This window comes from Paenarthrobacter sp. 10L412 (assembly GCF_056395565.1).
Genome location: NZ_JBFTJT010000002.1, coordinates 139183 through 164538, shown reverse-complemented (window position 1 = coordinate 164538; position 25356 = coordinate 139183). Strand labels below are relative to the sequence as shown.

Annotated in this window: 26 protein-coding genes and 1 tRNA gene; 14 read left to right on the top strand and 13 right to left on the bottom strand. The window is 61.5% G+C overall.

Going from position 1 to position 25356, the window contains the following annotated elements; all coding sequences use genetic code 11:
- Positions 1 to 19 precede the first annotated feature (19 nt).
- The 3 genes from AC1DD7_RS02555 to AC1DD7_RS02545 form a co-directional block, all read right to left on the bottom strand.
- A complete protein-coding gene (locus AC1DD7_RS02555; protein ID WP_477513665.1) occupies positions 20 to 2518 on the bottom strand; it encodes a bifunctional lysylphosphatidylglycerol flippase/synthetase MprF in 2499 nt (832 codons plus the stop codon).
- A 125-nt stretch (positions 2519 to 2643) separates the two neighbouring features.
- On the bottom strand, positions 2644 to 2823 hold the full coding sequence (locus tag AC1DD7_RS02550; protein ID WP_477513664.1) for a glycine zipper domain-containing protein: 180 nt from the start codon (positions 2821 to 2823) through the stop codon (positions 2644 to 2646).
- Positions 2824 to 2877: 54 nt separating this feature from the next.
- Positions 2878 to 4107 carry a multidrug effflux MFS transporter gene (locus AC1DD7_RS02545; protein ID WP_431119359.1) on the bottom strand — a complete coding sequence of 410 codons (1230 nt, stop codon included), beginning with the start codon at positions 4105 to 4107 and terminating at the stop codon, positions 2878 to 2880.
- 176 nt (positions 4108 to 4283) lie between these two features.
- Here AC1DD7_RS02545 and AC1DD7_RS02540 point away from each other — a divergent pair, with 176 nt between their 5' ends.
- The 6 genes from AC1DD7_RS02540 (at position 4284) to AC1DD7_RS02515 (ending at position 9607) form a co-directional block, all read left to right on the top strand.
- Positions 4284 to 5132 (top strand): phage holin family protein, encoded by an 849-nt coding sequence (locus AC1DD7_RS02540; RefSeq protein ID WP_477513663.1) that lies wholly within the window; start codon positions 4284 to 4286, stop codon positions 5130 to 5132.
- Between the two features lie 49 nt (positions 5133 to 5181).
- Positions 5182 to 5805 (top strand): CDP-alcohol phosphatidyltransferase family protein, encoded by a 624-nt coding sequence (locus tag AC1DD7_RS02535; RefSeq protein WP_477513662.1) that lies wholly within the window; start codon positions 5182 to 5184, stop codon positions 5803 to 5805.
- Positions 5805 to 6710 carry a DMT family transporter gene (locus AC1DD7_RS02530; protein WP_477513661.1) on the top strand — a complete coding sequence of 302 codons (906 nt, stop codon included), beginning with the start codon at positions 5805 to 5807 and terminating at the stop codon, positions 6708 to 6710. The genes AC1DD7_RS02535 and AC1DD7_RS02530 overlap by 1 nt, the downstream gene beginning before the upstream one ends.
- A gap of 110 nt (positions 6711 to 6820) precedes the next feature.
- The gene (locus AC1DD7_RS02525) at positions 6821 to 8017 is read left to right on the top strand and encodes a glycosyltransferase (RefSeq protein WP_477513660.1); all 1197 of its coding nucleotides are present in this window, start codon (positions 6821 to 6823) and stop codon (positions 8015 to 8017) included.
- A gap of 83 nt (positions 8018 to 8100) precedes the next feature.
- Positions 8101 to 8174 (top strand) — tRNA-Ile (locus AC1DD7_RS02520).
- 242 nt (positions 8175 to 8416) lie between these two features.
- Complete coding sequence (locus AC1DD7_RS02515; protein ID WP_477513659.1) at positions 8417 to 9607, top strand: acyl-CoA dehydrogenase family protein; 1191 nt, start codon at positions 8417 to 8419, stop codon at positions 9605 to 9607.
- Positions 9608 to 9650: 43 nt separating this feature from the next.
- Here the strand turns inward: AC1DD7_RS02515 and AC1DD7_RS02510 are convergent, their stop codons facing one another.
- Positions 9651 to 10145 (bottom strand): M23 family metallopeptidase, encoded by a 495-nt coding sequence (locus AC1DD7_RS02510; protein WP_477513658.1) that lies wholly within the window; start codon positions 10143 to 10145, stop codon positions 9651 to 9653.
- Between the two features lie 410 nt (positions 10146 to 10555).
- Here AC1DD7_RS02510 and rpsB point away from each other — a divergent pair, with 410 nt between their 5' ends.
- The 6 genes from rpsB to AC1DD7_RS02480 all read left to right on the top strand — a co-directional run bounded on the left by rpsB (position 10556) and on the right by AC1DD7_RS02480 (position 15447).
- Positions 10556 to 11413 (top strand): 30S ribosomal protein S2, encoded by an 858-nt coding sequence (rpsB, locus tag AC1DD7_RS02505; RefSeq protein WP_477513657.1) that lies wholly within the window; start codon positions 10556 to 10558, stop codon positions 11411 to 11413.
- A 121-nt stretch (positions 11414 to 11534) separates the two neighbouring features.
- Positions 11535 to 12371 (top strand): translation elongation factor Ts, encoded by an 837-nt coding sequence (gene tsf / locus AC1DD7_RS02500; protein WP_431119372.1) that lies wholly within the window; start codon positions 11535 to 11537, stop codon positions 12369 to 12371.
- Positions 12372 to 12492: 121 nt separating this feature from the next.
- Positions 12493 to 13230 (top strand): UMP kinase, encoded by a 738-nt coding sequence (gene pyrH, locus AC1DD7_RS02495; protein ID WP_224092194.1) that lies wholly within the window; start codon positions 12493 to 12495, stop codon positions 13228 to 13230.
- 117 nt (positions 13231 to 13347) lie between these two features.
- Complete coding sequence (frr, locus tag AC1DD7_RS02490) at positions 13348 to 13905, top strand: ribosome recycling factor (RefSeq protein ID WP_216925335.1); 558 nt, start codon at positions 13348 to 13350, stop codon at positions 13903 to 13905.
- On the top strand, positions 13905 to 14840 hold the full coding sequence (locus AC1DD7_RS02485) for a phosphatidate cytidylyltransferase (protein ID WP_477513656.1): 936 nt from the start codon (positions 13905 to 13907) through the stop codon (positions 14838 to 14840). Before frr ends, AC1DD7_RS02485 begins: the two co-directional genes overlap by 1 nt.
- Before the next feature lie 22 nt (positions 14841 to 14862).
- Positions 14863 to 15447 (top strand): DivIVA domain-containing protein, encoded by a 585-nt coding sequence (locus tag AC1DD7_RS02480; protein ID WP_477513655.1) that lies wholly within the window; start codon positions 14863 to 14865, stop codon positions 15445 to 15447.
- A gap of 12 nt (positions 15448 to 15459) precedes the next feature.
- On the opposite strand, the gene AC1DD7_RS02475 is transcribed toward AC1DD7_RS02480, so the two are convergent.
- The 5 genes from AC1DD7_RS02475 to AC1DD7_RS02455 all read right to left on the bottom strand — a co-directional run bounded on the left by AC1DD7_RS02475 (position 15460) and on the right by AC1DD7_RS02455 (position 19984).
- Positions 15460 to 16122, bottom strand: a complete 663-nt coding sequence (locus AC1DD7_RS02475; protein WP_477513654.1) for a hypothetical protein — start codon at positions 16120 to 16122, stop codon at positions 15460 to 15462.
- Between the two features lie 95 nt (positions 16123 to 16217).
- Positions 16218 to 17684 (bottom strand): sodium/solute symporter, encoded by a 1467-nt coding sequence (locus AC1DD7_RS02470; protein ID WP_477513653.1) that lies wholly within the window; start codon positions 17682 to 17684, stop codon positions 16218 to 16220.
- A complete protein-coding gene (locus AC1DD7_RS02465) occupies positions 17681 to 18043 on the bottom strand; it encodes a DUF485 domain-containing protein (RefSeq protein ID WP_477513652.1) in 363 nt (120 codons plus the stop codon). The genes AC1DD7_RS02470 and AC1DD7_RS02465 overlap by 4 nt, the downstream gene beginning before the upstream one ends.
- Positions 18040 to 18759, bottom strand: a complete 720-nt coding sequence (locus AC1DD7_RS02460) for a LytR/AlgR family response regulator transcription factor (RefSeq protein ID WP_477513651.1) — start codon at positions 18757 to 18759, stop codon at positions 18040 to 18042. The genes AC1DD7_RS02465 and AC1DD7_RS02460 overlap by 4 nt, the downstream gene beginning before the upstream one ends.
- A gap of 22 nt (positions 18760 to 18781) precedes the next feature.
- Positions 18782 to 19984: a sensor histidine kinase gene (locus AC1DD7_RS02455; RefSeq protein ID WP_477513650.1), complete on the bottom strand. Its 1203-nt coding sequence runs from the start codon at positions 19982 to 19984 to the stop codon at positions 18782 to 18784.
- A gap of 242 nt (positions 19985 to 20226) precedes the next feature.
- On the opposite strand from AC1DD7_RS02455, the gene AC1DD7_RS02450 reads away from it, so the two are divergent.
- Positions 20227 to 20607 carry a DUF485 domain-containing protein gene (locus AC1DD7_RS02450; protein WP_477513649.1) on the top strand — a complete coding sequence of 127 codons (381 nt, stop codon included), beginning with the start codon at positions 20227 to 20229 and terminating at the stop codon, positions 20605 to 20607.
- Positions 20604 to 22235, top strand: coding sequence for a solute symporter family protein (locus AC1DD7_RS02445; RefSeq protein ID WP_477513648.1), 1632 nt, complete (start codon positions 20604 to 20606; stop codon positions 22233 to 22235). Before AC1DD7_RS02450 ends, AC1DD7_RS02445 begins: the two co-directional genes overlap by 4 nt.
- A gap of 79 nt (positions 22236 to 22314) precedes the next feature.
- Here AC1DD7_RS02445 and AC1DD7_RS02440 read toward each other — a convergent pair whose 3' ends face one another.
- The 4 genes from AC1DD7_RS02440 to AC1DD7_RS02425 all read right to left on the bottom strand — a co-directional run bounded on the left by AC1DD7_RS02440 (position 22315) and on the right by AC1DD7_RS02425 (position 25323).
- Positions 22315 to 23334: a PHP domain-containing protein gene (locus AC1DD7_RS02440; protein ID WP_477513647.1), complete on the bottom strand. Its 1020-nt coding sequence runs from the start codon at positions 23332 to 23334 to the stop codon at positions 22315 to 22317.
- A 77-nt stretch (positions 23335 to 23411) separates the two neighbouring features.
- Positions 23412 to 24002, bottom strand: a complete 591-nt coding sequence (locus AC1DD7_RS02435) for a hypothetical protein (RefSeq protein WP_477513646.1) — start codon at positions 24000 to 24002, stop codon at positions 23412 to 23414.
- A 46-nt stretch (positions 24003 to 24048) separates the two neighbouring features.
- Positions 24049 to 24456, bottom strand: coding sequence for a DUF4383 domain-containing protein (locus tag AC1DD7_RS02430; RefSeq protein ID WP_477513645.1), 408 nt, complete (start codon positions 24454 to 24456; stop codon positions 24049 to 24051).
- Between the two features lie 132 nt (positions 24457 to 24588).
- Positions 24589 to 25323, bottom strand: a complete 735-nt coding sequence (locus tag AC1DD7_RS02425) for a DUF3824 domain-containing protein (protein WP_477513644.1) — start codon at positions 25321 to 25323, stop codon at positions 24589 to 24591.
- Positions 25324 to 25356 lie beyond the last annotated feature (33 nt).

The following is a 25356-nucleotide window of genomic DNA, read 5'->3' as shown; positions in this document are numbered from 1 at the left end:
CGCGTCTGTCCGGCGGCGGTCATGCGGCTGGTTCCCGGGCAACCATTTGCCGCAGCAAACCGGCGCTCTGTGCGCGGGACAACCCCGGCAAGTACGCCGAGCCAACGGCAAGACCAATGGAAGGCAGGGCCAGCGGGTCCCGGTAATACATGTAAAGAGTGCGGTGCTCGGGCTGGAACCGCGATTTGAAAGCTGCCAGGGACTTGAAGCCGTACATAGGTTCCAGTGCATTGCCCAGCATTGCCAGGACCCGGTCCAAGGCACTGTGGTCACCGTCGTCCGTCCCGGCCCCTGTATTGGCCAGCGGGGAGCCTGACAGCGAGATTCGAGGAACGTCGTCCTTGAAGTGCGTAACGGCAGAGGCGATCAGGAATTCCATGACGCCCTTGAATCCGGTGGTTCGGCGGCGCATGAAGTCCAAGGTCCAACCCGACACGACGCCGTCGGTAAAGACCGGCAGCCAGCTCGTGACCCCATGGACCAAGCCATCATCGTCCACCGCCACGCAACACATGACTTCGGGATCCTTCAGTTCATCGAGTCCGCCCAACGTGAACCCCATCTCGGGGAGGGCCTTGTCCGCCACCCACTCTTCCGAGATTTCGGCCAGTTGTGCCCGGATCCCCGGTGGCATTTCCGCGTAGTGGTACCAGTGGTCCTTGATGGACAGCTTCTCAGCCCTGTTCAGCGCGGTCCTGACGTTCTGCCATTCCTTGCCTTTGAACGTCATGGCCTGGATGTTCAGCAGGGTTTCTTCCGCCACCTCCAGTTTGCGGAAGCCACGGGGGAGGATGGCCTCGTCAAGCTCCGCCGTGGCCGAGTAGAAGCACGGTGTGAGGCCAAGTGCCGCGCAATGCGCCAGGAAGCCTGTCGCAGCCTCGGTGTGGTGCTGGCGGGCCCCGAACGGGCCCGCCACCGTCAGTGCCACTCCGTTGTGCACTTGGTAGGCGAGGCCGGCCCTCCTGTCCGGAGTGAACCAGTATTGGTTGTTGTCCCACAGGGCCATCCAGGACAAGGTGCCCCCGCCGTCGTGAAGCAATTCACGGGTGTGTCCCAGATCCGCAGCAGGGTCCTTTGCCAGCGTCCGGAACCGCTGGAAATTGTTCAGGACCATCAAAAGGATGCAGAGCCAGATAACGTCCCCGCCCAGTCCGTAAAGAACTGTGCTCAGCAGTCCCTGCGGCAGTTCAACGACGAAGGGAACGGGGAAGGGGACCAGGATATGGGTCAATTGGCCTGCGAGGTCCCACAGGGATGAGCGGCCCGGGTTCCCTTCTACGAACCAGAAGACCACGTAGAGGGCCGCCGCCACAGCAGCCATGATGAGGGTTGTCCTGCCCAGGACGCGATATCCGGCGTCGCTGGATTCCACCCGGAATTTGTGGCGGTTGATCACCAGCAGGACCGCGATGATCAGCGGCGCCAGAATAGCGGGAACGGCATAGAGCAGGAGGTAACCGATGTCGTCATTGCCCAGTGTCACTTCCGGATCCGTCACGTACTGCAGGATTGCCACGCTCGTCACGAACGCCAGGTAGAGCTGGATGACCAGGGTTAGTCTGTAGGCGAGGCGGCGACCCCGGCGCAGCCCCTCAGCACAGACAAGCAGCAACAGCACCGGGATCACTGACAGGATGGTGGCGCCGAAACTCTGCACACCCACAACGCTCTGCAGCGTGACGCAGCTCTTGTCGTTGTCGCAGGCTTCCTTCACTTCGTCCACGCTGGGGCTTGCTTGCAGCATCACCTCGGAAACCACAGAAAGCGGCCCCACCTCCAACGTGCCCGTTAACTGGGTGAGCAAGGGGCCCAGGGCGAAGACACCCACCACGGTGCCCACAAGGAACCGGGTCTCACGAAGACTCGAGGAATGAAGCGAGCCCGCACGTCGCCGCAGCACCAGGGCCTGAACGGCCCAACCGGCCAGAATGCCGATGACAGCGCCGGCCAGGGCCTGGAGTGTTTGTGCGACGCCCACAAACAACGCGAACATCAGCGTGGCGGCCAGCAACCACGTCCGGAGGCGACGACGCCACAGTGCCTCCAGCGCCGTCGTCGAACATCCCAACGCGGCGGCGGCACCACCGTAAGCGCCCACAACGTACTCGCCACCCAGGAAACTAAGCCATTGGTCGCTGTTGTCCGTTCCAAAAGCAACCAGCCCCATCAACACCAAGGCGCTCAGGGCAGAACCAAAAATAAATGCTGCCAGGGCCAGCCATGGACCCATGGTGCGCTCGGCGATACCCACGCCCACCAGGATCATCACGGTGCACGCCAGATAGTCGAGCAGGGAGGTGGCGAAGAAAGATGATGTGAAGATGGACCAACCCGGCCCCGGATCCAGCGCCAAACCCAGCCCGACTTGTTCCAGGAGTGCCTCGTTGGGGCCGGCGATCAGGCTCCCTGTAACTGCCCCGACAACCCAAAGGAACAGCACGAGTCCCAAGGTCACCGGCAGCCGCCGTACGGTCGCCAGGCCATAAACAGTGCCCCGATATCCCACAGCCGCACTCATGTGATGTCCCCTTCACCGGCGAAGCGGGGGAAACCCCCGGCTGGCCACCATTCTGCCCTGCCAGGCGCCGTAAGGGGAGGGCTTACGCGGGCCGATAGACCCGGGGCCGATGGACCCGGTTACGGTTAGTCCCGATTCCAGGGGCCCGGGTTCACCCGGTACAGCAGGGCCGCTCCAATGACGGCGCCAAGTATCGCCCCGAACAGCGCACTCCCAGCGAGGCGGCCCAACAGTGCCCCGACGACGGCGCCAAGCAGGGCCCCGAGGAAAAGGCCCCTGCCGTTGCGGTGCGGTTTCTTGGTCATGGTCACAGCCTATGGTCCGGTTCTGGGGAATGCCGTACTAATGGATTGACGGGACTAGTGGATTGAAGGGACAGTCCGAGGCCGGACCACCAGCCACAGTGCGGCAATGGCTCCGGTGATGCAGACAGCCTGGACCGCGCCCATGGGTACCGCTGAATCGACACCGAGCCAGCCGACCACAGGGGGGACAATGCCCGCCATCATGAATTGCGCTGCGCCCAGGAGCGATGCCGCCGTCCCCGCTTGGGCTCCATGGTTCGCCAGGGAGAGGACCTGGACGCAGGGGAACAGGAAGCCTGTAGCGCAAATGTAGAACCACAGCGGAATCAGGATGCCCCAGAGACCCACGTGCAGGAGATCGAGCACGATAATCAGGGCCGCCATCAGCAGCATGAACACCGTGGCTCCGGCCACAATCCACTGTGGAGCCACGCGCCGGATCAACCTTGAGCTGATCTGGACGCCCGCCACGATGCCCAGCGAATTGACGCCAAAGAGGAGGCCGTATTCCTGGGGAGAGAATTCGTAAATGTTCTGGAACAGGAACGTGGAGGCAGAGAGGTAGGCGAACAAACCACCGAAGTTGAGGCTGCCTACCATCAACATGCCCACGAAGATCCGGTCCGTCAGCACCGTCTTGTACCGCTGCCGCACCGTGACTGTGGATTTCCCGCGCCGTTCCGCCGGGAGGGTTTCGCGAATGAAGAAGATCGCGGCCAGTATCACCAACGTGCCGTAGCAAGCCAGGAAGTAGAAGATGCCGGGCCACGGGAACACCAGCAGCAACTGGGAACCGATGATTGGGGCCAGGATCGGGGCAAGCCCGTTGACCAAGGACATCCGGGAGAACATGCGGACCATCGAATAGCCGTGGAACAAGTCCCGGACCATGGCCATTGCGACAACGCCTCCACCCGCGGCGCCGATACCCATGAGCACACGGAAGAGGGACAGGAACCCAATGTCCGTAGCCAATGCAGCGCCCAACGAAGATCCAATATGCAGTGCAGTGGCCAGGATCAAGGGCAGGCGACGGCCAAACTTGTCGCTGAAGGGACCAACCACCAACTGTCCAAGGCCAAACCCAACGGTGGTGCCGGTCAGTGTCAGCTGGATCGCCGTGGCTGATACGCCAAAACTCTCCTCCAGCGCAGGAAACGCAGGAAGGTAGAGATCCACCGTGAAGGGCCCCAGAGCGGTCAGGGCACCGAGAAGGACAATGTAGACAAGCTTTTCGCGTCGGCTCAGGGAATCGCCCGGAGCAATTGGATTGGTCACGATCATCTATCCTATGGCCGTCACATCATATTTATGCAGCTACGTCAGGCGCGCCGCGGTGTCATCGGCGAAAGTTGAGCCGGAACCTGAATGATAGTTTTGAGGACAGGTGCCCGCGGCGATCTTTTTCCGGCCGCGTTCGCCCGACACGATGCCCAGAGGAAGCAGTTAGGCGGAACCCAATGAGTGGACGTCACACCGGCCGGACCAGCACGCGACCAGCCATCCGTACTTTGCCGAAGACCCTCAAGCTCGTTGCCCGTTTGGCTCCCAGGCAACTCAACGATGAAATCGCCCTTGCCAAGGTCGAACTCAAGCGCAAGGCCACCCAGGTTGGGGTGGCCGGAGCGTTCTTTGGCGTAGCCCTTGTTTTCATGTCCCTCCTGGTGATCGCGCTGGTGGTGGCCGCGATTCTCGGTTTGGCTACCATCATGCCGGGCTGGCTTGCAGCGTTGATCGTCGCAGCGGTCTTTCTCGTGATCGTCGCGCTCGGAGCCTTGATCGGCGTCGCCAAGTTCAAGAAGGCCATGCCCTTGATCCCGGAAGACACCATCCGTGGACTCAAGCACGATCTCGGAATTGCGAAGGAGGGCTCGGCCTTCGACGAATCGATCCTGGATCCCAATTCGCCCGCTGCCAAGGCGGAGAAAGCCGCCAAGGAAGCTGCCGCCGAAAAGGCGAAGGCAGAAAAGGCTGCAAAGGAAGCGGCCAAGGAAGCGGACGCAGCCAAGGCGCCCACGGAGGCAGAACTTCGCCTGCGCCTGAACAAGCGGCGCGAACACCTCACCGGCGTGCGCGATGAACTTGGCGAGCAGTTGGACGTCAAGAAGCAGGGCCAGGCTTTGCTGGGAACAGCCACCATGAAACTCCAGGAGGGAAAGGACTTTGCTTCGGAGAAGTTCGCTGACCTTGGGGAGGCCGTCCCCGAGGACCTCACCGGACGCCTTGCTTCCCGATGGAAGGACCTCGTGGCTTTCGCCGCCGCGGCTGCAGTCTTCGTGGTTGCCCTGCGGAAGCTGCTGAAGAAGTAGCAGCCTGCCGCGGTACCGCACACACTGGAGGAGAGGAAAGGGGGACACCATGAGGTTCATCGGTGCTGGTTCGCATCCGGACCGTCCCCAGGTGGACCACGACCTCGTCTTTACTGTTCCCAATGTGCTCACCGTTCTGCGCTTCATGGGCGTTCCGCTCTTTGTGTGGTTGGTCCTGTGGCAGAAGGAATATGGCTTCGCTGTGCTCGTCCTGGTCATCATGGGCAGCACGGACTGGGTGGATGGTTATATCGCCCGCCGCTACGACCAAACCTCCAAATTGGGCAGGATCCTGGACCCCCTGGCGGACCGGGCCGCGCTCATAGCCGTTGCCATCACTTTGGCGATCGCCGGCGTCGTGCAGTGGTGGTATCTGGCCGCGCTGGTGGTGCCTGACGCCATTCTTGCCATTGCCTCGCTGATTTACTTCCGCAGCCATCCAGACCTTCCTGTCAGCATCATCGGCAAGATCCGCACCGGGCTCCTGCTGGTGGGCACGCCGTTGCTGGTACTTTCCAAATTGCCGATTCCCTACACCGACGCTTACTTCGCCGCCGCTTGGGTCTTCCTCGGCCTCGGCCTGCTGGGCCACTGGATTGCGGCCTACAACTACTACTGGGCCATCCTGCGAAAAGGCAAAGAACTGCGGGCCAACGACGGCGGACACGGCTGATGGTGTGGCTGGCGGTTTTCCTTGCCGTACTTGGCGCCTTTTTCCTTGCCATTGGTGCCCAACGCCAAGGAAGCGCGGTCAAGGCCGATACCGGCGGCCTGGCCCTGAGCTCCAACGGGTTCCTGCGGCTTCTGCGCAACCCCCGATGGATGCTCGGGCTCTTGCTGTTGTGCCTTGGCATGGTGATGAATGCGATCGCCCTCGTATCGGCACCCCTGACGGTGGTACAGCCCATTGGTGCGATCGCACTGGTCATTACCACCGTAGTCAATGCCAAGGACCAAGGCCTGAGCATCAACCGCGCCACCGTGGTTGCCATCACCGCCTGCGTCACCGGATCCGCTTTGTTCGTACTCCTGGCAGTTAACGTCACGCAGGAAAACCACCATGTTAACGCTGAAGACGAACTGACAATCGTGCTGCTCCTGGCCCTGGCCGTGGGGCTTTTCGGCACCCTTGCAGTGTTGTTCAAACACCGCATGAGCGCCTTCATATACATTGTGGGAGCGGGTGTACTGTTTGGCTTCGTGGCCGTCCTGACCCGGATCATCGGCAAGCACCTCCTGGATCCCAACGGCCTGTTCCTGCTCAACGTGCAGTGGTACACGCTCATTGCCATCGCGGCGGCCGGCGGCCTTGGTTCCTGGTTCGTCCAAAGCGCGTATTCAGGCGGCCCCCCGGATCTGGTTATTGCCGGACTCACCGTGGTGGACCCCATGGTGGGTATCGCTATCGGCATCGTCATTCTTGGTGAGCTTCGTCCCGATGTCCAGCCTGTGATGGCAATCGGCATGGCCGCCGCAGCTTCCCTTGCTATCGTGGGGGTTATTGCCTTGAGCCGGCACCACCCGGAAGTCACCAAGCGTAAGAAGGACGCGAAGGCGGCTGCAAACCGGAAGGCCTAGGCAAAGCTTTAACTTGCGCCACCGCTTCCCAGCGGTCCGGCAACCCGGCGACACCACAGCATTGACCCGTTCAAGGCTGTTCCGCACCGTGACCATCAGGAGTTCTCCACGTGACCATTCCCGACACCAACAAACCCCTTACCATCCTGATCGCGGCGGATACCTACCCGCCGCACTTGAACGGTGCTGCGCAGTTCGGCTACCGCCTGGCCAAGGGAATGACCGCGCGCGGACACAACGTGCACGTGTTGGCCTGCCGTCCGGACACAGGCAAGAGCTACACGGAGTTCCGTGACGAGGCCACAGTGCACCGCCTCCGCTCGCATGGAGTGTTCACCCACGAATACTTCCGCATCTGCTTTCCTTGGGAAATCAAGAAAGAAATCACCCTCCTGTTCGACAAGGTCCAACCGGACGTGGTGCACATTCAAAGCCATTACATGATTGGCGAACACGTACTGTACGAGGCCGTAAAGCGTGGCATCAGGGTTGTTGCCACCAACCACTTCATGCCTGAAAACCTGAATCCGTTCCTGCCTTTCCCGCAGTGGTTCAAGGACATCGTGGGCCGTATCTCCTGGAAGGATATGGGCAAGGTGATGGGCCAGGCGGACGTCGTCACAACACCTACCCCTCTGGCGGCCAAGGCCATGCACCAGCACGCGTTCCTCCGTAAGGTCCTGCCCCTGTCCAACGGCATCGACTCCGCAGCCTATGAGCTTCAGCCGGGCGAGACAATCGAACCCCATGCCAATCCCACGGTTCTTTTCGCGGGACGCCTTGCGGAAGAGAAGCACGTCAATGTGCTCATCGACGCCATTGCCAAGACCCCGCGGGAACTCAACGTCCACCTTGAGATCGTGGGCGGCGGGGAAGTCCGCCCGGCCCTGGAAGCACAGGTTGCCAGGCTTGGCTTAGGGGATCGGGTGAAATTCCTTGGACTGGCAAGCGATGAAGAGCTGCGCGAGGCCTACATCAAGGCCGACATTTTCTGCATGCCCGGCACTGCAGAACTTCAATCGTTGGTGACGCTCGAAGCCATGTCTGCCTCCACTCCGGTGCTGTTGGCCAATGCCATGGCACTCCCGCATCTGGTCCGCGACGGCGAAAACGGATACCTCTTCACACCGAACGACAGCACGGAGCTCGCAGCGAAGATCACCAAGCTGGTGGAACTTCCCGAGGACCAACTGAAAGCCATGGGCAAGGTGAGCCGCGAAATGGTGGAGCCGCACAGCATCAACGGCACCCTTCAGACGTTCGAGGACCTCTACCGCGGGGCTTCCTACGAGGACATGGTGGTGTGACAAAAGCACTCTCGAGTAGCTATTAGTATTGCTAGAGTGCATTTGCCCCGACTGCTGCTTCTCAGCGGCTGGAGGGGCGTCACGGGGCTATAGCTCAGCTGGTTAGAGCGCGGGACTCATAATCCTAAGGTCCTCGGTTCAAGTCCGAGTAGCCCTACCTTTACACGGGAGCCGTGGTTGGCGTTTCATACGTCGGCCACGGCTCCTTTGTGTTCCCGCTGTGCGCCATCGCCGGGTAAGGGATCCCGCTGTGAAAATCCCTGAAGCCTGAATTACTCCAGTCGTCTCGTTGCGGTGAACCGTGCAACTGCGGTATGTTACTCATCAGTAACTTACTACTCGCCGGTAACTTCCGGGGCCGTGACGTGGTCGCAGGTGACCACCCTTGAAGGAGCGCACATGTCCAACGCTGCATTCGATGCCAACAACCTCCCTTATGCCGATGGTGACTTCTACGCCTTTGAGCAGCTGCTGACGGGGAAGGAGCGGGACCGCCTGGCCGAGGTTCGCGAATTCCTGGCCCGCGAGGTCAAGCCCATCGCCGTGGATTGCTGGAACCGTGCTGAATTTCCCATGGAGCTCATCCCCAAGTTGGCGGAGATTGACCTTGTCAGCCCTGTGCGTCGGCAAGGCTATTCGAACCTCTTCGCGGGCATTCTCCATGCGGAAGTGACCCGCGCCGATGCTTCCATTGCGACGTTCATGGGCGTGCATGATGGACTGTTCACCGGCTCCATCGAAGCCCTCGCTTCCCAGGAGCAGAAGGATGCCTGGCTTCCGGACATCTACTCCCTGAAGAAGATCGGCGCCTTCGGCCTGACCGAGCCTCTGGGTGGTTCGGATGTGGCCGGTGGTACCCGGACCACCGCACGGCGCGATGGGGGCCACTGGATCCTCAACGGTGCCAAGCGATGGATCGGCAACGCCACGTTCTCCGATTGGGTGGTCATCTACGCCAAGGATGTGGAAGACAACCAAGTCAAGGCATTCCTCGTGGACACCTCGCTGCCCGGATACTCGGCAAGCAAGATCGAGAACAAGATCTCCCTGCGTACCGTTCAGAACGCGGACATCATCCTGGACAACGTGGTGGTGCCGGACTTCTTCAAGCTGGCCAACGCCAACAGCTTCCGCGATACCAACAAAGTCCTCAAGGTGACCCGGCTCGCCGTCGCCTGGCAGGCGGTGGGGCTTCAGCTCGCCGCCTTCGATGTTGCCCGATCGTACGCCGTGGAGCGCCAGCAATTTGGCAGGCCCTTGGCGGCCTTCCAGCTGGTGCAGAACCAGTTGGTTCAGATCCTGGGCAACGCGGTGGCATCAATGGGCATGATGGTGCGTTTGGCCCAGCTTGAGGACGCGGGGGTTGCAAAGGACGAGCAGTCAGCCTTGGCGAAGGCGTTCACTACCGCACGTATGCGGGAAAGTGTTGCCCTTGGCCGCGGAATCCTGGGCGGCAATGGCATTGTCACGGACTACGAAATGGCCAAGATCTTCTCCGATGCCGAGGCCATCTACTCCTATGAAGGCACGCACGAGATCAACACCCTGGTGACTGGGCGGGCTATCACGGGAGTCTCGGCCATCGTGTAGGTTTTCTGCCATCGTCTAGATACCAGGCTCCCGTTCCTGCCCTCTATTCCAGCGGCAGCAGGATGGATGGCCTCAGGTCCTCCACGAATCCCAAAGGGTTGACGTAATCCTCGCCGCGGCGGACGCCCCAATGCAGGCAAGCTGTGGGGCTGCAGTGTCCGGAGGCCAGGGAGCCAATCGCCTGGCCTTTGCGAACCGTATCTCCAGGCTTCAGATCACTGGTCACCGGCTCAAAGCTGCTGCGTAGGCCCTCGCCATGATCGATCGTCAGGACCGGACGGTCAACCACGACGCCGGCAAAGGTCACCACGCCATCGGACGGCGCGGTGACCGTAGCGCCGTCGAACGCTTGCCCCAGGTCCACGCCGCGGTGTCCGCTTAGCCACGGCTTGTCCGGCGGATCGAACGTCCGAAGGACGGCGGGTTCAGGGGAGAGGGGCCAGCTCCACCGCGCCTCTGCCGGCGATGTGGCGCCGGGGATTCCGGCCAGGGTTACGGCGAGGACAAAAGTGGATATGGAGAGCTTCAAAATGGCCATGAACCAAGGCTTTCCGCTCCCGCCCTGCCGTACCATCCCCGGACTGTCTTATGTGGACAACATCCGCGTTCGGGCGGTCAAACGAGTGGTGCCGCTGTAGTACACTTGGTGGAGCAGTTTGCTGTGCCCTCAAGCTAATTCAGGAACATGTCTCATTCAGATATGTGAGGGTCCAGAGCTGACTACGCGTATCCAGCCCTCCACCAGCGAAGCCTCTTGGCTTTAGGCTGCGGAGGATTGTGCCTCTTGCGGTCCGGTTGAGCCTTTGCGGCCCCACCCCGGATGGGAAGCGCAATGGATGCCAGGAGCCGCGCCCATCCGGGCAAAGGCTAAACAACCGTCAACTATTGGCAGGGTAAGAGCAGCCCCATGGGCTCTCTCATGAATGACCTGCCGGAAGGAGCGTCGGCATGCCCGTCGTAACTATGCGCCAGCTGCTTGACAGCGGCGTCCACTTTGGACACCAGACCCGTCGTTGGAACCCGAAGATGAAGCGCTTCATCTTCACGGAGCGCAACGGCATCTACATCATTGACCTCCAGCAGTCGCTGTCCTACATCGACCGCGCCTACGAGTTCGTCAAGGCTACTGTCGCCCACGGCGGCACCGTCCTGTTCGTCGGCACCAAGAAGCAGGCTCAGGAAGCAATTGCCGAGCAGGCTACCCGCGTTGGCCAGCCGTACGTGAACCAGCGTTGGTTGGGCGGTATGCTCACCAACTTCCAGACTGTCGCCAAGCGTATCCAGCGCATGAAGGAACTCGAAGAGATCAACTTCGAGGACGTCGCCGGCTCCGGTTACACCAAGAAGGAGCTCCTGCTCCTCAAGCGCGAACTCACCAAGCTTGAGTCCAACCTCGGTGGTATCCGCAACCTGACCAAGGCCCCGTCTGTTCTGTGGGTTGTTGACACCAAGAAGGAACACCTTGCTGTCGACGAAGCCAAGAAGCTGAACATCCCGGTTGTTGCCATCCTGGACACCAACTGCGATCCCGACGAAGTTGACTTCCCGATCCCGGGCAACGACGACGCCATCCGCTCCGTCAACCTGCTCACCCGCGTTGTTGCCGACGCCGTTGCTGAGGGCCTCATCGCCCGCAACCAGCGCGCCACCGGCACCACCGAGGCTCCGGAAGAGCCGCTGGCCGAGTGGGAGCGCGAGCTCCTCGAAGGCAGCAAGGCTGAAGAAGCTCCGGCCGCCGAGGCTGCTGAAGCTCCCGCTGCCGAAGCTACTGAAGCTGCATCCGGCGAAGCCGAAGAAGCCAAGTAAATCTGGACCTTCCCTGAGGCCGGAAACGGCAACGGGGGCATCTGACAGGATGGCGGCTCACATGGTGGGCTGCCGTCCTGTCAGTCCGTAAACACACAACTTTCTAGACAGAGGGGTTCACATGGCGAACTACACTGCTGCTGACATCAAGGCCCTGCGCGAGCGCACCGGCGCCGGCATGATGGACGTCAAGAAGGCTCTTGACGAGGCCAACGGTGACGCCGAGAAGGCCATCGAGATCATCCGCATCAAGGGCCTGAAGGGCGCTACCAAGCGCGAAGGCCGCTCCACCGCTGAGGGCCTGGTTGCTGCCAAGGTTACCGGCGGCGTGGGCGTAATGATCGAGGTCAACTGCGAGACCGACTTCGTCGCCAAGGCTGACAAGTTCATCCAGCTCGCTGACAAGGTCCTCAACGTTGCAGTCGAGTCCGGCGCTGCCGACCTCGAAACCCTGCTCGCCACCGAGGTCGACGGCAAGCCGCTGTCCGAGATCGTCATCGAAGAGGGCGCTGTCCTCGGCGAAAAGGTTGTTGTCCGCCGTATTTCCCGCGTTGAGGGCACCACGGTTGACGCTTACCTGCACAAGACCTCCAAGGACCTTCCTGCACAGGTCGGCGTCCTGTTCGCTGTTGACGGTGAAGGCGAAACCGCTGCCACCGCAGCACACGACATCGCCGTCCACGTGGCAGCCATGGCTCCGAACTACCTGACCCGCGAAGACGTCCCGGCCGAACTGGTCGAGTCCGAGCGCCGCATCGCTGAAGAGACTGCCAAGGCTGAAGGCAAGCCGGAAGCTGCACTCGCCAAGATTGTTGAAGGCCGCGTGACGGGCTTCTACAAGGGCGAGGTCCTGGTTGACCAGGCATTCGCCAAGGATTCCAAGAAGACCGTTGCACAGGTCCTCGAAGAAGCCGGCGTCAAGGCAACCGCAGTATCCCGTTTCCGCGTCGGAAACTAGTAATTCATGAAAAGGGGTGGTCACTTCGGTGGCCGCCCCTTTTTCATGCACCCGTCCGGGTAGTATCTGCGCGGACCCACAGCACGATAATCTAGCCAGAGTCCACCAACGGGAAGGCACCATGGAAACCGTCAATACTGCAATCCAGCCCGAGAAGACCCGCCGCCGTGTACTTCTGAAACTGTCCGGCGAGGTCATCGGCGGAGGCAAGCTCGGCGTCGATCCTGAAACCGTCCGCGCTATTGCCAAGCAGATCGCTGCTGCGGTCGCTGACGTTGAAGTAGCCATTGTGGTTGGCGGTGGAAACTTCTTCCGCGGAGCCGAACTATCCCAGAGCGGCATGGACCGGTCCCGTGCGGACTACATGGGCATGCTCGGCACGGTCATGAACTGCCTTGCGCTGCAGGATTTCCTGGAGCAAGCGGGCGTCGAAACCCGCGTCCAAAGCGCCATCACCATGGGCCAGGTAGCAGAGGCGTACATTCCGCGCCGGGCCATCCGCCACATGGAAAAGGGCCGCGTGGTCATCTTCGGTGCAGGAGCCGGCCTGCCGTACTTCTCCACGGACACGGTAGCTGCCCAGCGTGCGCTCGAAGTCCACGCCGACGTCGTACTGATGGCCAAGAGCGGTGTGGATGGCGTCTACACCGCAGATCCCAAGAAGGATTCCTCCGCCGAAAAGCTTGATGTCCTCAGCTATGACGACGCCCTGCGCCGGGACATCCGTGTCATGGACCAGACAGCCATGACCATGTGCAAGGACAACAACCTGTCCATGGTGGTCTTTGGCATGGAGGGCGAGGGCAACGTTACCCGCGCCATCCTGGGTGAAACGCTGGGAACCCTGGTTACTCCCTAGCAGCGGCTAGGATATTTCTAGGACCGTCCGCCCCTCGTGGCGGATCTTTACTGTGCATTCCTGTAACGTGCATTGCCGCCCGCAGTTGGGCAGCGACTATTTTCTGAGGAGAAACCCGTGATCGAAGAGACCTTGCTCGAAGCCGGCGAGAAGATGGACAAGGCGGTTGAGGTAGCCAAGGAAGATTTCGCCTCGATCCGTACGGGCCGGGCAAACCCCGGGCTCTACAACAAGGTGATCGTGGAGTACTACGGCACTCCCACTCCGTTGCAGCAGCTGGCATCCTTCGCAGTTCCGGACGCCCGGACCATCCTCATCACGCCGTACGACAAGACGGCCCTGCGTGACATCGAGAAAGCCTTGAGTGACTCCGAGGTTGGCGCCAACCCCTCCAACGACGGCAACATCATCCGTGTCACCATCCCGGAGCTCACCAAGGAGCGCCGCAAGGAATACGTCAAGATCGTCAAGGGCAAGGGTGAAGACGCCAAGGTTTCCATCCGCAGCATCCGCCGCAAGGCCAAGGACGCTATCGACAAGTTCGTCAAGGACGGCGACGCCGGCGAGGACGAAGGTTCGCGCGGTGAGAAGGAACTCGACGCCATCACCAAGCAGCACGTCGACAGCATCGACGAACTGCTCAAGCGCAAGGAAGCCGAGCTGCTCGAGGTCTAATGAACCAGGCAGAGCCGGCACCCGCTGGGAGGGTCCCGACACGCGATACGAGCAAACGCGTCAGGCGTTTGCGAGGGAACCCGACGCCGAAGGCAGGCCGGAATCTTCCGGCTGCCATCGGCGTCGGGCTTGCCATGCTTTTCGCCGTTCTTGGGGGATTGCTGTTCCTTCCGCTTGGATTCGTCCTGCTCACCACATCGTTTGCGGTGCTGGGCGTTTGGGAAGTTTTCAGGGCACTTGAGGCCCAGGGAACCAGGATGCCGATCATCCCCGTGATGATCGGAACGCTGGTGATGCCGGTTTCCGCCTACTTTGGCGGTTTGGAAGGCCTGTTGTTCACCATGACGGCAAGCTGCGTCGCAGTGCTGCTGTGGCGCTCCATCGAGAGTGCTGCAGGCGCTCCCCGCAGCGTTTTCGCGGGTGTCTTCACTCTCGCCTGGATACCGTTCCTGATCAGCTTCGCCGCGCTCCCGCTGCATGCAAGCGGTGGCGCGACTCCAGTCGGCTTATGGCCCGACGGCATTCCAGGGGGAGCCTGGCAGATTGCCACGATGCTGCTCCTGGTCGTATCGAATGACACCTTCGGTTACATCGTGGGCGCCTCCTTCGGGAAGCACCCCATGGCACCGAAAATCAGTCCCAAAAAGTCCTGGGAAGGATTTGCGGGTTCTGTCGCGGGTGCCATGATCATTGGCGTTCTCGCGTGTGTCCTCATTTTGGACAAACCGTGGTGGGTTGGCCTGGTGCTGGCTACCGGCATGGTTGCTGCTTCGACGGCGGGAGACCTCGCCGAGTCCATGGTCAAGCGCGAACTTGGCGTGAAGGACATGAGCAGCATCCTCCCCGGCCACGGTGGCGTCATGGACCGTTTGGACTCGATCGTCTTCGCGGCCCCTGTAGCCTATGTTCTGTTCGCGCTGCTGAGCGGCGTCTGACAACCCCGATGAAGGAAAATTAGTGGCCTTGGATATTCGTCGCCAGATTCCCGCAACGTTCGATCGCGTTGAGCGCAGCAAGTACGGCTACAACGCCAAGCAAGTGGATGCGTTCCTTAGCCGTGCCAGGACTTCTTTCGAGAACCCTGTGGGTGCCGCCGATCAAGTGGCCAGCACGGATGTGCGCGATGTAGCTTTTGACCCGGTCAAGGGTGGTTACGACGCCAACAGCGTCGACGCCGCGTTGGACCGGCTTGAGGACGCCTTCGCGCGCCGGGAACGCGACGACCTCATCAGCCAGCAGGGCGAGGAAGCCTGGTTGCGGCAGATCGGTAAGCTCTCCGGCATCCTTCGTGGACGGCTGCACCGGCCCGACGGCGAACGATTCCGCCGCCCGGCCAAGAAGAAAGTCCGCAGCTACAACGTCCAGGACGTGGATGCACTTTGCGCCGAACTCATCGGTTACCTGGAACATGATCAGCCCCTCAGCGTGGACACCGTGCGGCGTGCAGTCTTCCGCGCCGCCAAGGGGGACGAAGGCTATGACGAGGCCCAGGTGGATGCATTCCTTGACCGCGTGGTTGAACTGATGGCGGCCATCGACTAAAAGGCCACAAAACTACCGTGGCGTTGGTGAGATGGGTGGGTTGTTCTTCCACACATCGAGGTAGCGGCGCCTGCCGCGGCCCATTACCGTAACGAAAAAAGCGAGCGCTGCCACTATGGCAACGCTCACCGCGACAGCGCCCGGCAGTCCGGCAACCAACAGCGCCGAGCCAACCAACAAGGCGATCAGGGCTGCGTTTACGGTTGCCATGAATACCATGCTGCTGCCAGCCACCTGGCTGAAGTCCTTCCTGCCGCCGAAGAAGTAGTACGTTCGTTTCGAACCTTCCCTGTCGTCGTGGAACCCAGCCATCAGGTACCTGGCCATGTCTGGGTCCAGCTCCACGTACGCGGCCCGCAACCGGTTCATGGCGATGACGTACATCAGATCCTCCATCCCGACGCTTATGACGCGTATGTGGGTGAGGAGGCCCACCATGAGGTCGATGGTGAGGATGGTCAGCGCGAATGCCCTGAAGGCTTCGGAGAATTGCGTAGCCTGACCCACGAGGGCCACGCTCAGCAGGCTGGCGGACGTGAAGGTCAGGAACATGCTGATACGCGTGAGCACCTCACCTTGCGTGGTGCTCCTTGAAGCAAGAAGGCTCCAGTGTTCGGTGGCCAGCAACTGGGCCCGGATGCTCAGGGACGCTGCCGGTTCCGGTTCTTCGGACATGGCGTCATTGTCCACCTTGCCCTATGCGCGGACAACAGGTGGCCGGTTTCAGTGCCAGTGGTCGTCTTCGCCAGTGGTCTGTCCTTCGCCAGTGGTCAGCGTTCGGTAGCCACTGGCCGTTCTGGAACGTGCAGGCGTGACATCACGCGGTTCACGGAAGCCGGCACGCGGTTCTTGGTCCAGACAGAAACCGCCACCGTCACTGCGAAAGCAGCCGGGACCGTCCACGCAGCCGGTTGGGCCAGCCATGCAGGAGCGTTGCCTTGGCCCAAGACAGTGCCAATCACCATGGCCCCGCCGCACAGCAGCGCACCTGTCACCATCCCCGCAATTGCCCCGGCATCGGTCAGCCCACGCCACCAGATTCCCAGCAGCAATACGGGACAAATTGTGGAGGCCGTAAAGGCAAAGACGAGTCCAACACTCCCGGCCAAGGCCAGGGTGTCTGTCATGAAAGCAAAACCCAAAGGCACGACGGCGGCCAGCAGCGCTGCGAGGCGGAATCCCCGGACGCTTCCTCCAAAGAGGTCCTGGCTGATGACGCCTGAGAGCGAAACTACCAGCCCGGACGTGGTGGACAGGAACGCTGCGAAAGCACCGGCGACGACGAGTGCTGAGAGGAGTTCACCGGCTGTTCCTCCCACGAGTTTGCCGGGCAACAGCAGGACCAAGGCATCGGCCTGTCCGGACTGCGCAAGTTCCGGGGCGAAGATTCTTCCCAGAGCACCGGAAAGAGTGGGGAAGAGGTAAAAGACGGAAAGCAGCCCCAGGACGATCAGTGTAGTGCGGCGTGCGGATTGTCCATCGGGATTTGTGTAGAAGCGCACCAGGACGTGCGGCAGGCCCAGTGTCCCGAACAGCAGTGCCACCATGAGTGAAATGTTCTGATATGCGCTGGCGGCTGGCTGGCCAGTGGGATTGACCGGGAGTTGGGCTTGGTGCGGGGTGTCGTTTCCAGCCAGCACCAGGAGCACGAATATCACAGGAACGGCCAACGCAGTCAGCTTGAGCCAATATTGGAAAGCCTGAACGAACGTAATGGACCGCATCCCACCAGCCACCACCGTCAGGCACACCACCAGCACCACCGCCGTCGAGCCTACCCACGACGGCAGGCCCGTGGTGATGCGGATGGTGAGCGCAGCGCCATGAAGCTGCGGCACGATGTACAGCCAGCCGACGGCCACCACCACCAGGCTTGTGACGCGTCGCACCATCCTGGAATCCAGGCGCGCCTCCGTGAAGTCAGGGATGGTGTACGCGCCGGAGCGCCGCAGGGGAGCGGCAACGAAAAGCAACAGCATGAGGTAACCAGCCGTGTAACCAACAGGGAACCACAAGGCATCGGTTCCGGACAGCAGGATCAGTCCCGCGACTCCCAGGAAACTCGCGGCGGACAGGTATTCGCCCCCAATCGCTGAAGCATTCCACCACGGCGGGACTGTGCGTGATGCAACGTAGAAGTCACCCGTCGTGCGTGAGATGCGCAGGCCATAGAAGCCGATGACCGCCGTCGTGATCGAAACTGCCAGAAAGGCGACCAAGCCAACAGCAGGGTTCACTTGTCCTCCACAAGGTCCCGATATCGGGCTTCATTGCGTGCCGCCGCGCGGTTGTAGAGCCAGGCACTGAGGCCGATCACAGGGTAGATCCCCAGCCCCAGCAACAGCCAGTCGAGCGGAATGCCCAGGATCCTTGTCTCAGCCACCCCTGGTCCGAAGACCAGCAACACAGCGAACGAAGCAAGGATCAGCAGGAAGCCGCAAGCCACCACCAAGGCGAGCCGCAACTGCGAGCGGATAAGGGAACGGACGAAAACACGTCCCACATCCGAATCCTCGGCGACTTCCCCACCGTAAGGGAACCGGGTGGGGGCCGGTATCGCTGTTCGGCGTGGTGCTGTGACCCGAACGCGCGTCATCCTTGAGGCCGGATGCGGGTGGATTGCAGCTTGTCACGCACCGATGGCAGGTGGCGCCGGCTAATGGGCAGTTCCGCGCCAGCCACTCTTACGCTGGGGGCGGTGGCAGAGAGCTTCAAATGCCCCACATGGTCCAAGGCAATCAGGTAGCTGCGGTGGATCCGGATGAACCCGGCTTCGGCCCACTTCTGTTCCAGATCGCCGAGCGGGACGCGGATCAGGTAGCTGGCTTCGGCCGTGTGCAATCTGGCGTAATCGCCCTGCGCCTGCACGTAGCTGACATCATCCCGACGGATCATGCGGGTGGTGCTTCCCAGGTCCACCGTGATCATTTCGGGAGCAGGAGCGCCGTCCTTGATCAGCTCGCTGATCCGGTCCACGGAACGTGCCAGCCGTTCGGCACGGAGCGGCTTGAGGAGATAGTCAATGGCCGCGAGGTCGAAGGCCTCCAACGCGCAGTCTTCATCAGCGGTGACAAACACGACGGCGGGCGGGCTGCTGCTGCGCGCGATGGCGCGGGCGATGTCCAAGCCGGAAAGGGCAGGCATATGGATGTCAAGGAACACGGCGTCAACTGACTCCCGTTCCAACATCCGCAAAGCCTCGGCCCCGGAAGAGGCCCGATGGATGGTGCCAATGCGCGCATCCCGCCCGAGCAGGAAAGCGAGCTCCTCCACGGCGGGCAGTTCGTCGTCAGCGACGAGCACGTTGATCATGATTAAAGATTAGCCCCGTGTGTCAGGCGTCATGTCCGGGCTGGGATTTGGGCACCCGCATGGTGATCAGCGTCCCCTCGCCTGGGGCCGTTTCGATGACGAGGCCGTGCTCGTCCCCATAGACCTGCCGCAAGCGGGCATCGACGTTCCGCAAGCCCACGTGCTCACCGTCTGTATGTCCGGCAAGCACGGACCGCAGGTGCTCCGGGTCCATGCCCACGCCGTCGTCCTCGATGGTGACCTCGGCGAACGCGCCCGAATCGTTGGCGCAAATGCTGATGTGTCCAGGGCCTTCCTTCGCCTCAAGGCCGTGCCGGACCGCGTTCTCCACCAGCGGTTGCAGGCTAAGGAACGGTATGACAGTGCTCAGCACCTCGGGTGCGATCCGAAGGCTCACCTGCACGCGCTCGCCGAACCGGGCCCGTTCCAGAAGGAGGTAGCGGTCGATGCAGCGCAGTTCCTCGGCCACGGTGGTGAAGTCGCCGTGCCTTCGGAAGGAGTACCTCGTGAAGTCGGCGAACTCCACCACGAGCTCCCTTGCCCGGGCGGGATCAGTATTGATGAAGGAAGCGATCGCGTTCAAGGAGTTGTAAATGAAATGCGGGCTGATTTGGGCACGAAGAGCCCGGACTTCGGCCTCCATCAGCAGCGTCCGCGAAGCCTCCAACTCAGCCAGCTCAAGCTGGGCGGCAATCCAGTCAGCCACTTCGCTTGTGGCCCTCACCAGCCCGGCTCCAGCTGCAGGCGCCAGTGCTGCCACCGAACCGACCACTTTGGAGCCAGCACGGATGGGGGCAATGACGGCACTGAAATCGTGGTTGCCGTGCTCGGATTTTGCGGACGTCGAATGCCCGACGTGGGGCACCACGGCAGTCCGGCCCGTCGCCAGCACTTCCGCGGCGAGACGCATGAGGGAAGGCCGTAGCTCCTCCGCAACCCCGTCCCAGGCAAGGACCGAACCGGTGTCCGTGATGGCCAAGGCATCACAGCCGAGGAGCATTCGCAGTTGCTTGCTCGCCTTGGCCGCGCCGGAGGCCTGAAGTCCGCCACGCAGATGCTGCCCAGCACGCGAGGCAGCATGAAGTGTGTTGTAGGTGGCCCGCTCAGCATCCGTGCCCAGGTCCCGGAAGGAGCGGATCACCTTCAGCCCAACACCCACGACGACGGCGACCGCCAGCACGATCACGGCGATCGCGGCTGCAGTGAAGAGCGGGGAGTCAGGCATAGAGCCAGCGTAGCGGGATGCCCGCTCACATCCTGCGCCGTTTTCCCCAACGTTCTCTCACATCCCCACGGGTTTTCCCCAACGTTCTCTCACATCCCACCGTTCGGCGCAGCATCCTGACCGTTGGGCGACGGTGGCAGCTGGTTCTCTGGAACCGCTGGCACGGCGCGTTCGATAGTGATTGCAGTCACATTGGCAAAGCGTGTGGAGCTGATGTGGACACATCACAATCAGGAGGAACCATGGGTAATGAGGCCCAACCCCAAGACGCAACGGCGTCCGTGGACTTCCAGGAAGTCCAGCAGACGGAGCGGTTCAAGACGCTGCGCAAGCGGCACCGCAGTTTTGTCTTCCCGATGGCAGTGGCGTTCCTGCTTTGGTATTTCGCCTACGTTCTCTTGGCCGACTACGCCGTCGGCTTCATGTCCATCAAAGTTTGGGGCAACATCAACGTCGGCCTGATCCTCGGGCTGCTCCAATTTGTCACCACTTTCGGCATCACCGCTTGGTACGTGAGCTACTCCAACAGGAACCTGGACCCCATCGCGGCCGAGATCCGCAACGAGATCGAGGGCCACCAGTTCGATAAGGACGGCAATGTGATCCGCGGGGCAGCCAAATGAACACGAACCACATCAGCACCATTGTCCCAGCGGTCAACGTCGCGGCATTGAAGGATACGACGCTGCTCAATATGGGCATTTTCGCCCTCTTCGTGGCGGTCACCATGGTGATCGTCTTCCGGGCCAGCAGGAATAACAAGACCGCGGCGGACTACTATGCGGCAGGCCGTTCGTTCACCGGTTCACAGAACGGCACAGCGATCGCTGGCGACTACCTTTCGGCGGCCTCGTTCCTGGGCATCACGGGCGCCATTGCTATCAACGGATATGACGGGTTCCTTTACTCCATCGGCTTCCTCGTCGCATGGTTGGTGGCATTGCTCCTCGTGGCCGAGCTCTTGCGCAACACCGGCAAGTTCACCATGGCCGATGTCTTATCGTTCAGGCTGCGCCAGCGGCCGGTCCGCATCGCGGCTGCCCTCTCCACCCTTGCGGTTTGCTTCTTTTACCTCCTCGCGCAAATGGCAGGAGCCGGTAGCTTGATTTCGCTCCTCTTGGGCATCAGCGACTGGGGCGGACAAGCTTTGGTGATCATCGTCGTCGGCGCCTTGATGATCATGTATGTCCTCATCGGAGGCATGAAGGGCACCACGTGGGTGCAGATCATCAAAGCCATCCTGCTGATCGCAGGAGCTGCAGTCATGACTGCCTGGGTACTGGCGATCTACGGCTTCAATCTCTCCAATCTGCTCGGTTCCGCGGCCGAGGCCGCCAACAACCCGGCCGTTCTCAACCCAGGCCTGCAGTACGGCAAGACGGAGACGACCAAGCTTGATTTCATGTCCCTGGGCTTGGCGTTGGTCCTTGGCACGGCCGCCCTCCCACATGTTTTGATGCGTTTCTACACGGTCCCCACCGCCAAGGAAGCACGCAAATCCGTGGTCTGGTCGATCTGGCTGATCGGCCTGTTCTACCTGTTCACGCTGGTACTGGGTTACGGTGCAGCAGCTTTGGTTGGAGCAGACACCATCAAATCGGCACCAGGCGGCGTCAACTCTGCCGCGCCCCTGCTGGCCTTCCACCTCGGCGGTCCGCTCCTGCTCGGCTTCATATCCGCCGTCGCTTTTGCAACTATCCTGGCCGTCGTTGCCGGCCTCACCATCACAGCGGCGGCGTCCTTTGCCCATGACATCTACGCCAACGTCATCTCAAAGGGCAAAGCCGATGCCACCACAGAGGTTAAGGTGGCCCGGCGCACCGTAGTAGTGATCGGTATCCTGGCCATCCTCGGTGGCATCTTCGCCAACGGCCAGAACGTCGCCTTCCTGGTGGCTCTTGCCTTCGCCGTGGCAGCTTCTGCCAACCTGCCAACCATCGTCTACTCGTTGTTCTGGCGGAAGTTCACCACCCAGGGCGCCGTATGGAGCATGTACGGCGGCCTGGCCTCGGCCATTCTGCTTATCACGTTCTCGCCCGTGGTTTCCGGTGCAAAGACGTCCATGATCCAGGGAGCCAACTTCGCGTTCTTCCCGCTGAGCAACCCGGGCATCGTATCGATCCCCCTCGCCTTCCTGCTGGGCTGGCTGGGGACCGTCCTGGATAAGCGCCGCGAGGATCCGGCCAAGCAAGCGGAGATGGAAGTCCGCTCGCTGACAGGTATCGGTGCAGAGAAAGCGGTGGATCACTAAAGTTCAACAAGGATCAGGGCCACACGCGGGGGCTCCTTCTGCCAAACGGCGGGGGAGCCCTCAGGCCTGCACCACTGATTCACTTCTTGAGGCTGAGCCATTCCTTCAACTGTTCCAAAGGCCAAGTGGTGACGATCCGTTCCTTTGGCACCCCAAGTGCCTCGGCACGTTCGGCGCCGTACTGAAGGAAATCGAGTTGGCCGGGGGCATGGGCATCACTGTCAATGCTGAAGAGGCAGCCCGCATCAAGCGCCATCTTGATCAGCGCGTCCGGAGGGTCCTGCCGCTCTGGGCGTGAATTGATTTCGACGGCGACACCCCACTCGGCACATTCGGTGAAGACCTTCATGGCATCGAATTCGGACTCAGGCCGGGTGCCGCGCGATCCTTGGACCAGGCGGCCAGTGCAATGCCCCAAGACGTTCGTGTGTGGATCACTGATCCCGCCAAGCATCCGCTTGGTCATGGTCTTCTTATCCGAGCGCAGCTTCGAGTGGACACTGGCCACCACCACGTCCAGCCGATCCAGCATTTCCGGCGATTGGTCCAGTGTCCCGTCCTCCAGGATGTCCACTTCGATGCCTTTGAGCAACCGGAAGCCGTCCTGATCGGCGTTGATCCCTTCCACCACGCCGAGCTGTTTTTCAAGCCGTTCAACGCTGAGGCCGTTGGCGATGGTCAGGTTGGGGGAGTGGTCAGTGAGGGCAAGGTATTCACGGCCCAGGGTTTTGGCTGCAGCCACCATGGTTTCAATCGGTGAGCCGCCGTCGGACCAATTGCTGTGGCTGTGCAGGTCACCGCGTAACGCAGCCTTGAGGGTGTCGCCACCGGACGCCAAGGATTCCGCGCCACGCTCGCGAAGGTCGGCCAGATAATCGGGGACCTTGTCTTCCATAGCCTGGGTGATGACTTCCGCGCTTCGGTCCCCAACACCTTTCAGGCTGGTGACTCTTCCGTTCCGGATGAGCCTGGCCAACTCGTCGGGCGGAAGCTGCCGAACGGCGTCGGCCGCTTTCCTGAAGGCCTGGACCTTGAAGGTGGGGGCTTGGCCGCGTTCCAACCAAAAGGAGATTTCTTCGAGCGCCTCAACGGGATCCATGGCTCCATGATCCACGAACCGGGCGCACCATCAACAGTGGGCAATGCTGATGGTGCGCCGGTCCGGGGCCATTGCCACTAGTGGTGGCGGCTTGGAACCAGTGTTGGAGGTGTTCCTCCAGAGGGCGCCAGTCCATGTTCCCCATGGGGCACGGCGTGTTGGCCGGCCATGGATGCGGCCAATCCCGGCGTGGCCACTGATGCAACAACGACGGCGGCCCCGAACGCGGCTGCCAGAAGCCGCCCGGTCCTTGGCAGGCCGTGGGCGCCGCCGTCGTTGGTCTTTTGCTGCCGGCCCAGCCAACCGCCTCCGCCAAGTGCCATCAGCGTTAGCCCCAGGGCGGCAAGATGGCTCACTTCAAGCGAGCGTTCACTGGCCGCCAAAGCCCCTGCGAGGACGGCGATGTGGGCAGCGGCGGCAACCGCCAGAGCGGGAAAGGCAAGCCGACGGAAGACAAGGGAGTTCCGGTGGAGCCCCCACAAAGACCACGCCAGGAAGGCCAGGCCGGCTCCGAGAGCCACCACTCCGAGAACCACCAAGCCAGGCGCGCCAGCTTCTGTGAGGTAGCCGGACGCAATGGACAGCTCCACCATTCCGCTGGCCATGGCAGCGAAGTAGACGAACAACAACGCGGCGGCGTTCAGTGTGGGGTGGTGTTTGACTGCCATGGCACTGTCCTCGGTCTCGATGGTTTCGCGGTCAGGGGTTCCCTGATCAGGCGCGGGCTGAGACGACGACGGCCTTGTCCTGGGACAGGGCCACACCCAGAAGCACCACAGCGCTGGCCAGGTGCAGCACGTTATCTGCCCCGTTCAGGGCGATGATGTTCAGCGAAGTTCCCACGAGGAACAGCCCGAGGATACCCACCAGCAGGTAGACGCCGCCCACAGCCGTGTTGACGGATTTGGAAAGCGTGACACTGTTCATGCCCGCATAAAGAAGGGCTGCACCGATGGCCAGGTGAATGACGTTGTGCAGGGGGTTCACCGCGAAGATGATCAGGTTGGAACCTTCCGTGGCGAAGAACCCGGTTCCCGCGGTGACGAAGAATCCGAGCACGCCTACCAAAAGGTACACGGCTCCGAAAATGGTGGCGATCAAGCGATTGGGCGAAGTGCGCATTGGTCCGAACCTTCCGGTGATGGCCGGGGCTTTCCCAGCCGTCCTGTGGAGCCCCGGACGGGGCTCTCAAACAGTGATTCGGACCATGCGTTGACGCGGATGGGTGGAAACCCGGGATATTTTTTTCCGCCGTTATGGACGGAGGCGGATGCTGCTCATTTTGAGGTCGTCCGTCCCTTCGAAAACGTACTTGAGATCGATGGTCTTGCCACTGCATTGCAGGGTTCCCGCGATGTCCGCTTTATTATTGCCGTTGTTCGAGTTCACGCTCACCGAGCTGTAATTGGGTTTGCATGAGTCATCAAGTTCCAGGCTGGCAATGCCGTCGATGAAGGACTGCTTATCCAGTTCGTCCTTCAAGGCCTGGTGCAGGTAGTTGTCGTAGGCCTGCTCTGTTTGACCTGAAACCACCAGGTTGGTGAACTCGTCAGCCAAGGACCTCGCCTTCGACGTCGCGCCGCCCACGACGTTCACCAGCACCAGGACGCCCACTACGGCCAGGATGATTACTCCTGCCACAATGCTCAGGACAATCCAGAGCACCTTCTTATTCTTGGCCGGCGGCGGAAATTGCTGACCGTACTGCCCCGGGTACTGGCCGGGCGAATACTGTCCCGGCGCATACTGACCCTGGGGGTACTGGCCTTGCGGGTACGGGTTTTGGTCCGGCGGGTACTGTCCCGGGGCGTACTGGCCTTGGGAGTCCGGGGACGACGGCGGCTGTTGCCACTGCGGTGGAGTCCCGTTCGGTTGCGGGTAACCGGGGCCGGGCGGGACGGGTGGTGGGTTCTGGCCGTATTCGCTTCCACCGTATTGATTTCCGCTGCGCTGTCCGTCGCGACCATTCGGTTCTTGCGGGTTGCTCACTGTAGTGCCCCTTTCGGCAGCCTGCGGCAGCGC

What these genes read in the sequence shown, in the direction of transcription:
- AC1DD7_RS02555 (WP_477513665.1), bottom strand. Translation starts at nt 2,518, where the DNA reads ATGAGTGCGGCTGTGGGATATCGGGGCACTGTTTATGGCCTGGCGACC.
- AC1DD7_RS02550 (WP_477513664.1), bottom strand. Translation starts at nt 2,823, where the DNA reads ATGACCAAGAAACCGCACCGCAACGGCAGGGGCCTTTTCCTCGGGGCC.
- AC1DD7_RS02545 (WP_431119359.1), bottom strand. Translation starts at nt 4,107, where the DNA reads ATGATCGTGACCAATCCAATTGCTCCGGGCGATTCCCTGAGCCGACGC.
- AC1DD7_RS02540 (WP_477513663.1), top strand. Translation starts at nt 4,284, where the DNA reads ATGAGTGGACGTCACACCGGCCGGACCAGCACGCGACCAGCCATCCGT.
- AC1DD7_RS02535 (WP_477513662.1), top strand. Translation starts at nt 5,182, where the DNA reads ATGAGGTTCATCGGTGCTGGTTCGCATCCGGACCGTCCCCAGGTGGAC.
- AC1DD7_RS02530 (WP_477513661.1), top strand. Translation starts at nt 5,805, where the DNA reads ATGGTGTGGCTGGCGGTTTTCCTTGCCGTACTTGGCGCCTTTTTCCTT.
- AC1DD7_RS02515 (WP_477513659.1), top strand. Translation starts at nt 8,417, where the DNA reads ATGTCCAACGCTGCATTCGATGCCAACAACCTCCCTTATGCCGATGGT.
- AC1DD7_RS02510 (WP_477513658.1), bottom strand. Translation starts at nt 10,145, where the DNA reads ATGGCCATTTTGAAGCTCTCCATATCCACTTTTGTCCTCGCCGTAACC.
- rpsB (WP_477513657.1), top strand. Translation starts at nt 10,556, where the DNA reads ATGCCCGTCGTAACTATGCGCCAGCTGCTTGACAGCGGCGTCCACTTT.
- tsf (WP_431119372.1), top strand. Translation starts at nt 11,535, where the DNA reads ATGGCGAACTACACTGCTGCTGACATCAAGGCCCTGCGCGAGCGCACC.
- pyrH (WP_224092194.1), top strand. Translation starts at nt 12,493, where the DNA reads ATGGAAACCGTCAATACTGCAATCCAGCCCGAGAAGACCCGCCGCCGT.
- AC1DD7_RS02485 (WP_477513656.1), top strand. Translation starts at nt 13,905, where the DNA reads ATGAACCAGGCAGAGCCGGCACCCGCTGGGAGGGTCCCGACACGCGAT.
- AC1DD7_RS02475 (WP_477513654.1), bottom strand. Translation starts at nt 16,122, where the DNA reads ATGTCCGAAGAACCGGAACCGGCAGCGTCCCTGAGCATCCGGGCCCAG.
- AC1DD7_RS02465 (WP_477513652.1), bottom strand. Translation starts at nt 18,043, where the DNA reads ATGACGCGCGTTCGGGTCACAGCACCACGCCGAACAGCGATACCGGCC.
- AC1DD7_RS02460 (WP_477513651.1), bottom strand. Translation starts at nt 18,759, where the DNA reads ATGATCAACGTGCTCGTCGCTGACGACGAACTGCCCGCCGTGGAGGAG.
- AC1DD7_RS02455 (WP_477513650.1), bottom strand. Translation starts at nt 19,984, where the DNA reads ATGCCTGACTCCCCGCTCTTCACTGCAGCCGCGATCGCCGTGATCGTG.
- AC1DD7_RS02450 (WP_477513649.1), top strand. Translation starts at nt 20,227, where the DNA reads ATGGGTAATGAGGCCCAACCCCAAGACGCAACGGCGTCCGTGGACTTC.
- AC1DD7_RS02445 (WP_477513648.1), top strand. Translation starts at nt 20,604, where the DNA reads ATGAACACGAACCACATCAGCACCATTGTCCCAGCGGTCAACGTCGCG.
- AC1DD7_RS02440 (WP_477513647.1), bottom strand. Translation starts at nt 23,334, where the DNA reads ATGGATCCCGTTGAGGCGCTCGAAGAAATCTCCTTTTGGTTGGAACGC.
- AC1DD7_RS02435 (WP_477513646.1), bottom strand. Translation starts at nt 24,002, where the DNA reads ATGGCAGTCAAACACCACCCCACACTGAACGCCGCCGCGTTGTTGTTC.
- AC1DD7_RS02430 (WP_477513645.1), bottom strand. Translation starts at nt 24,456, where the DNA reads ATGCGCACTTCGCCCAATCGCTTGATCGCCACCATTTTCGGAGCCGTG.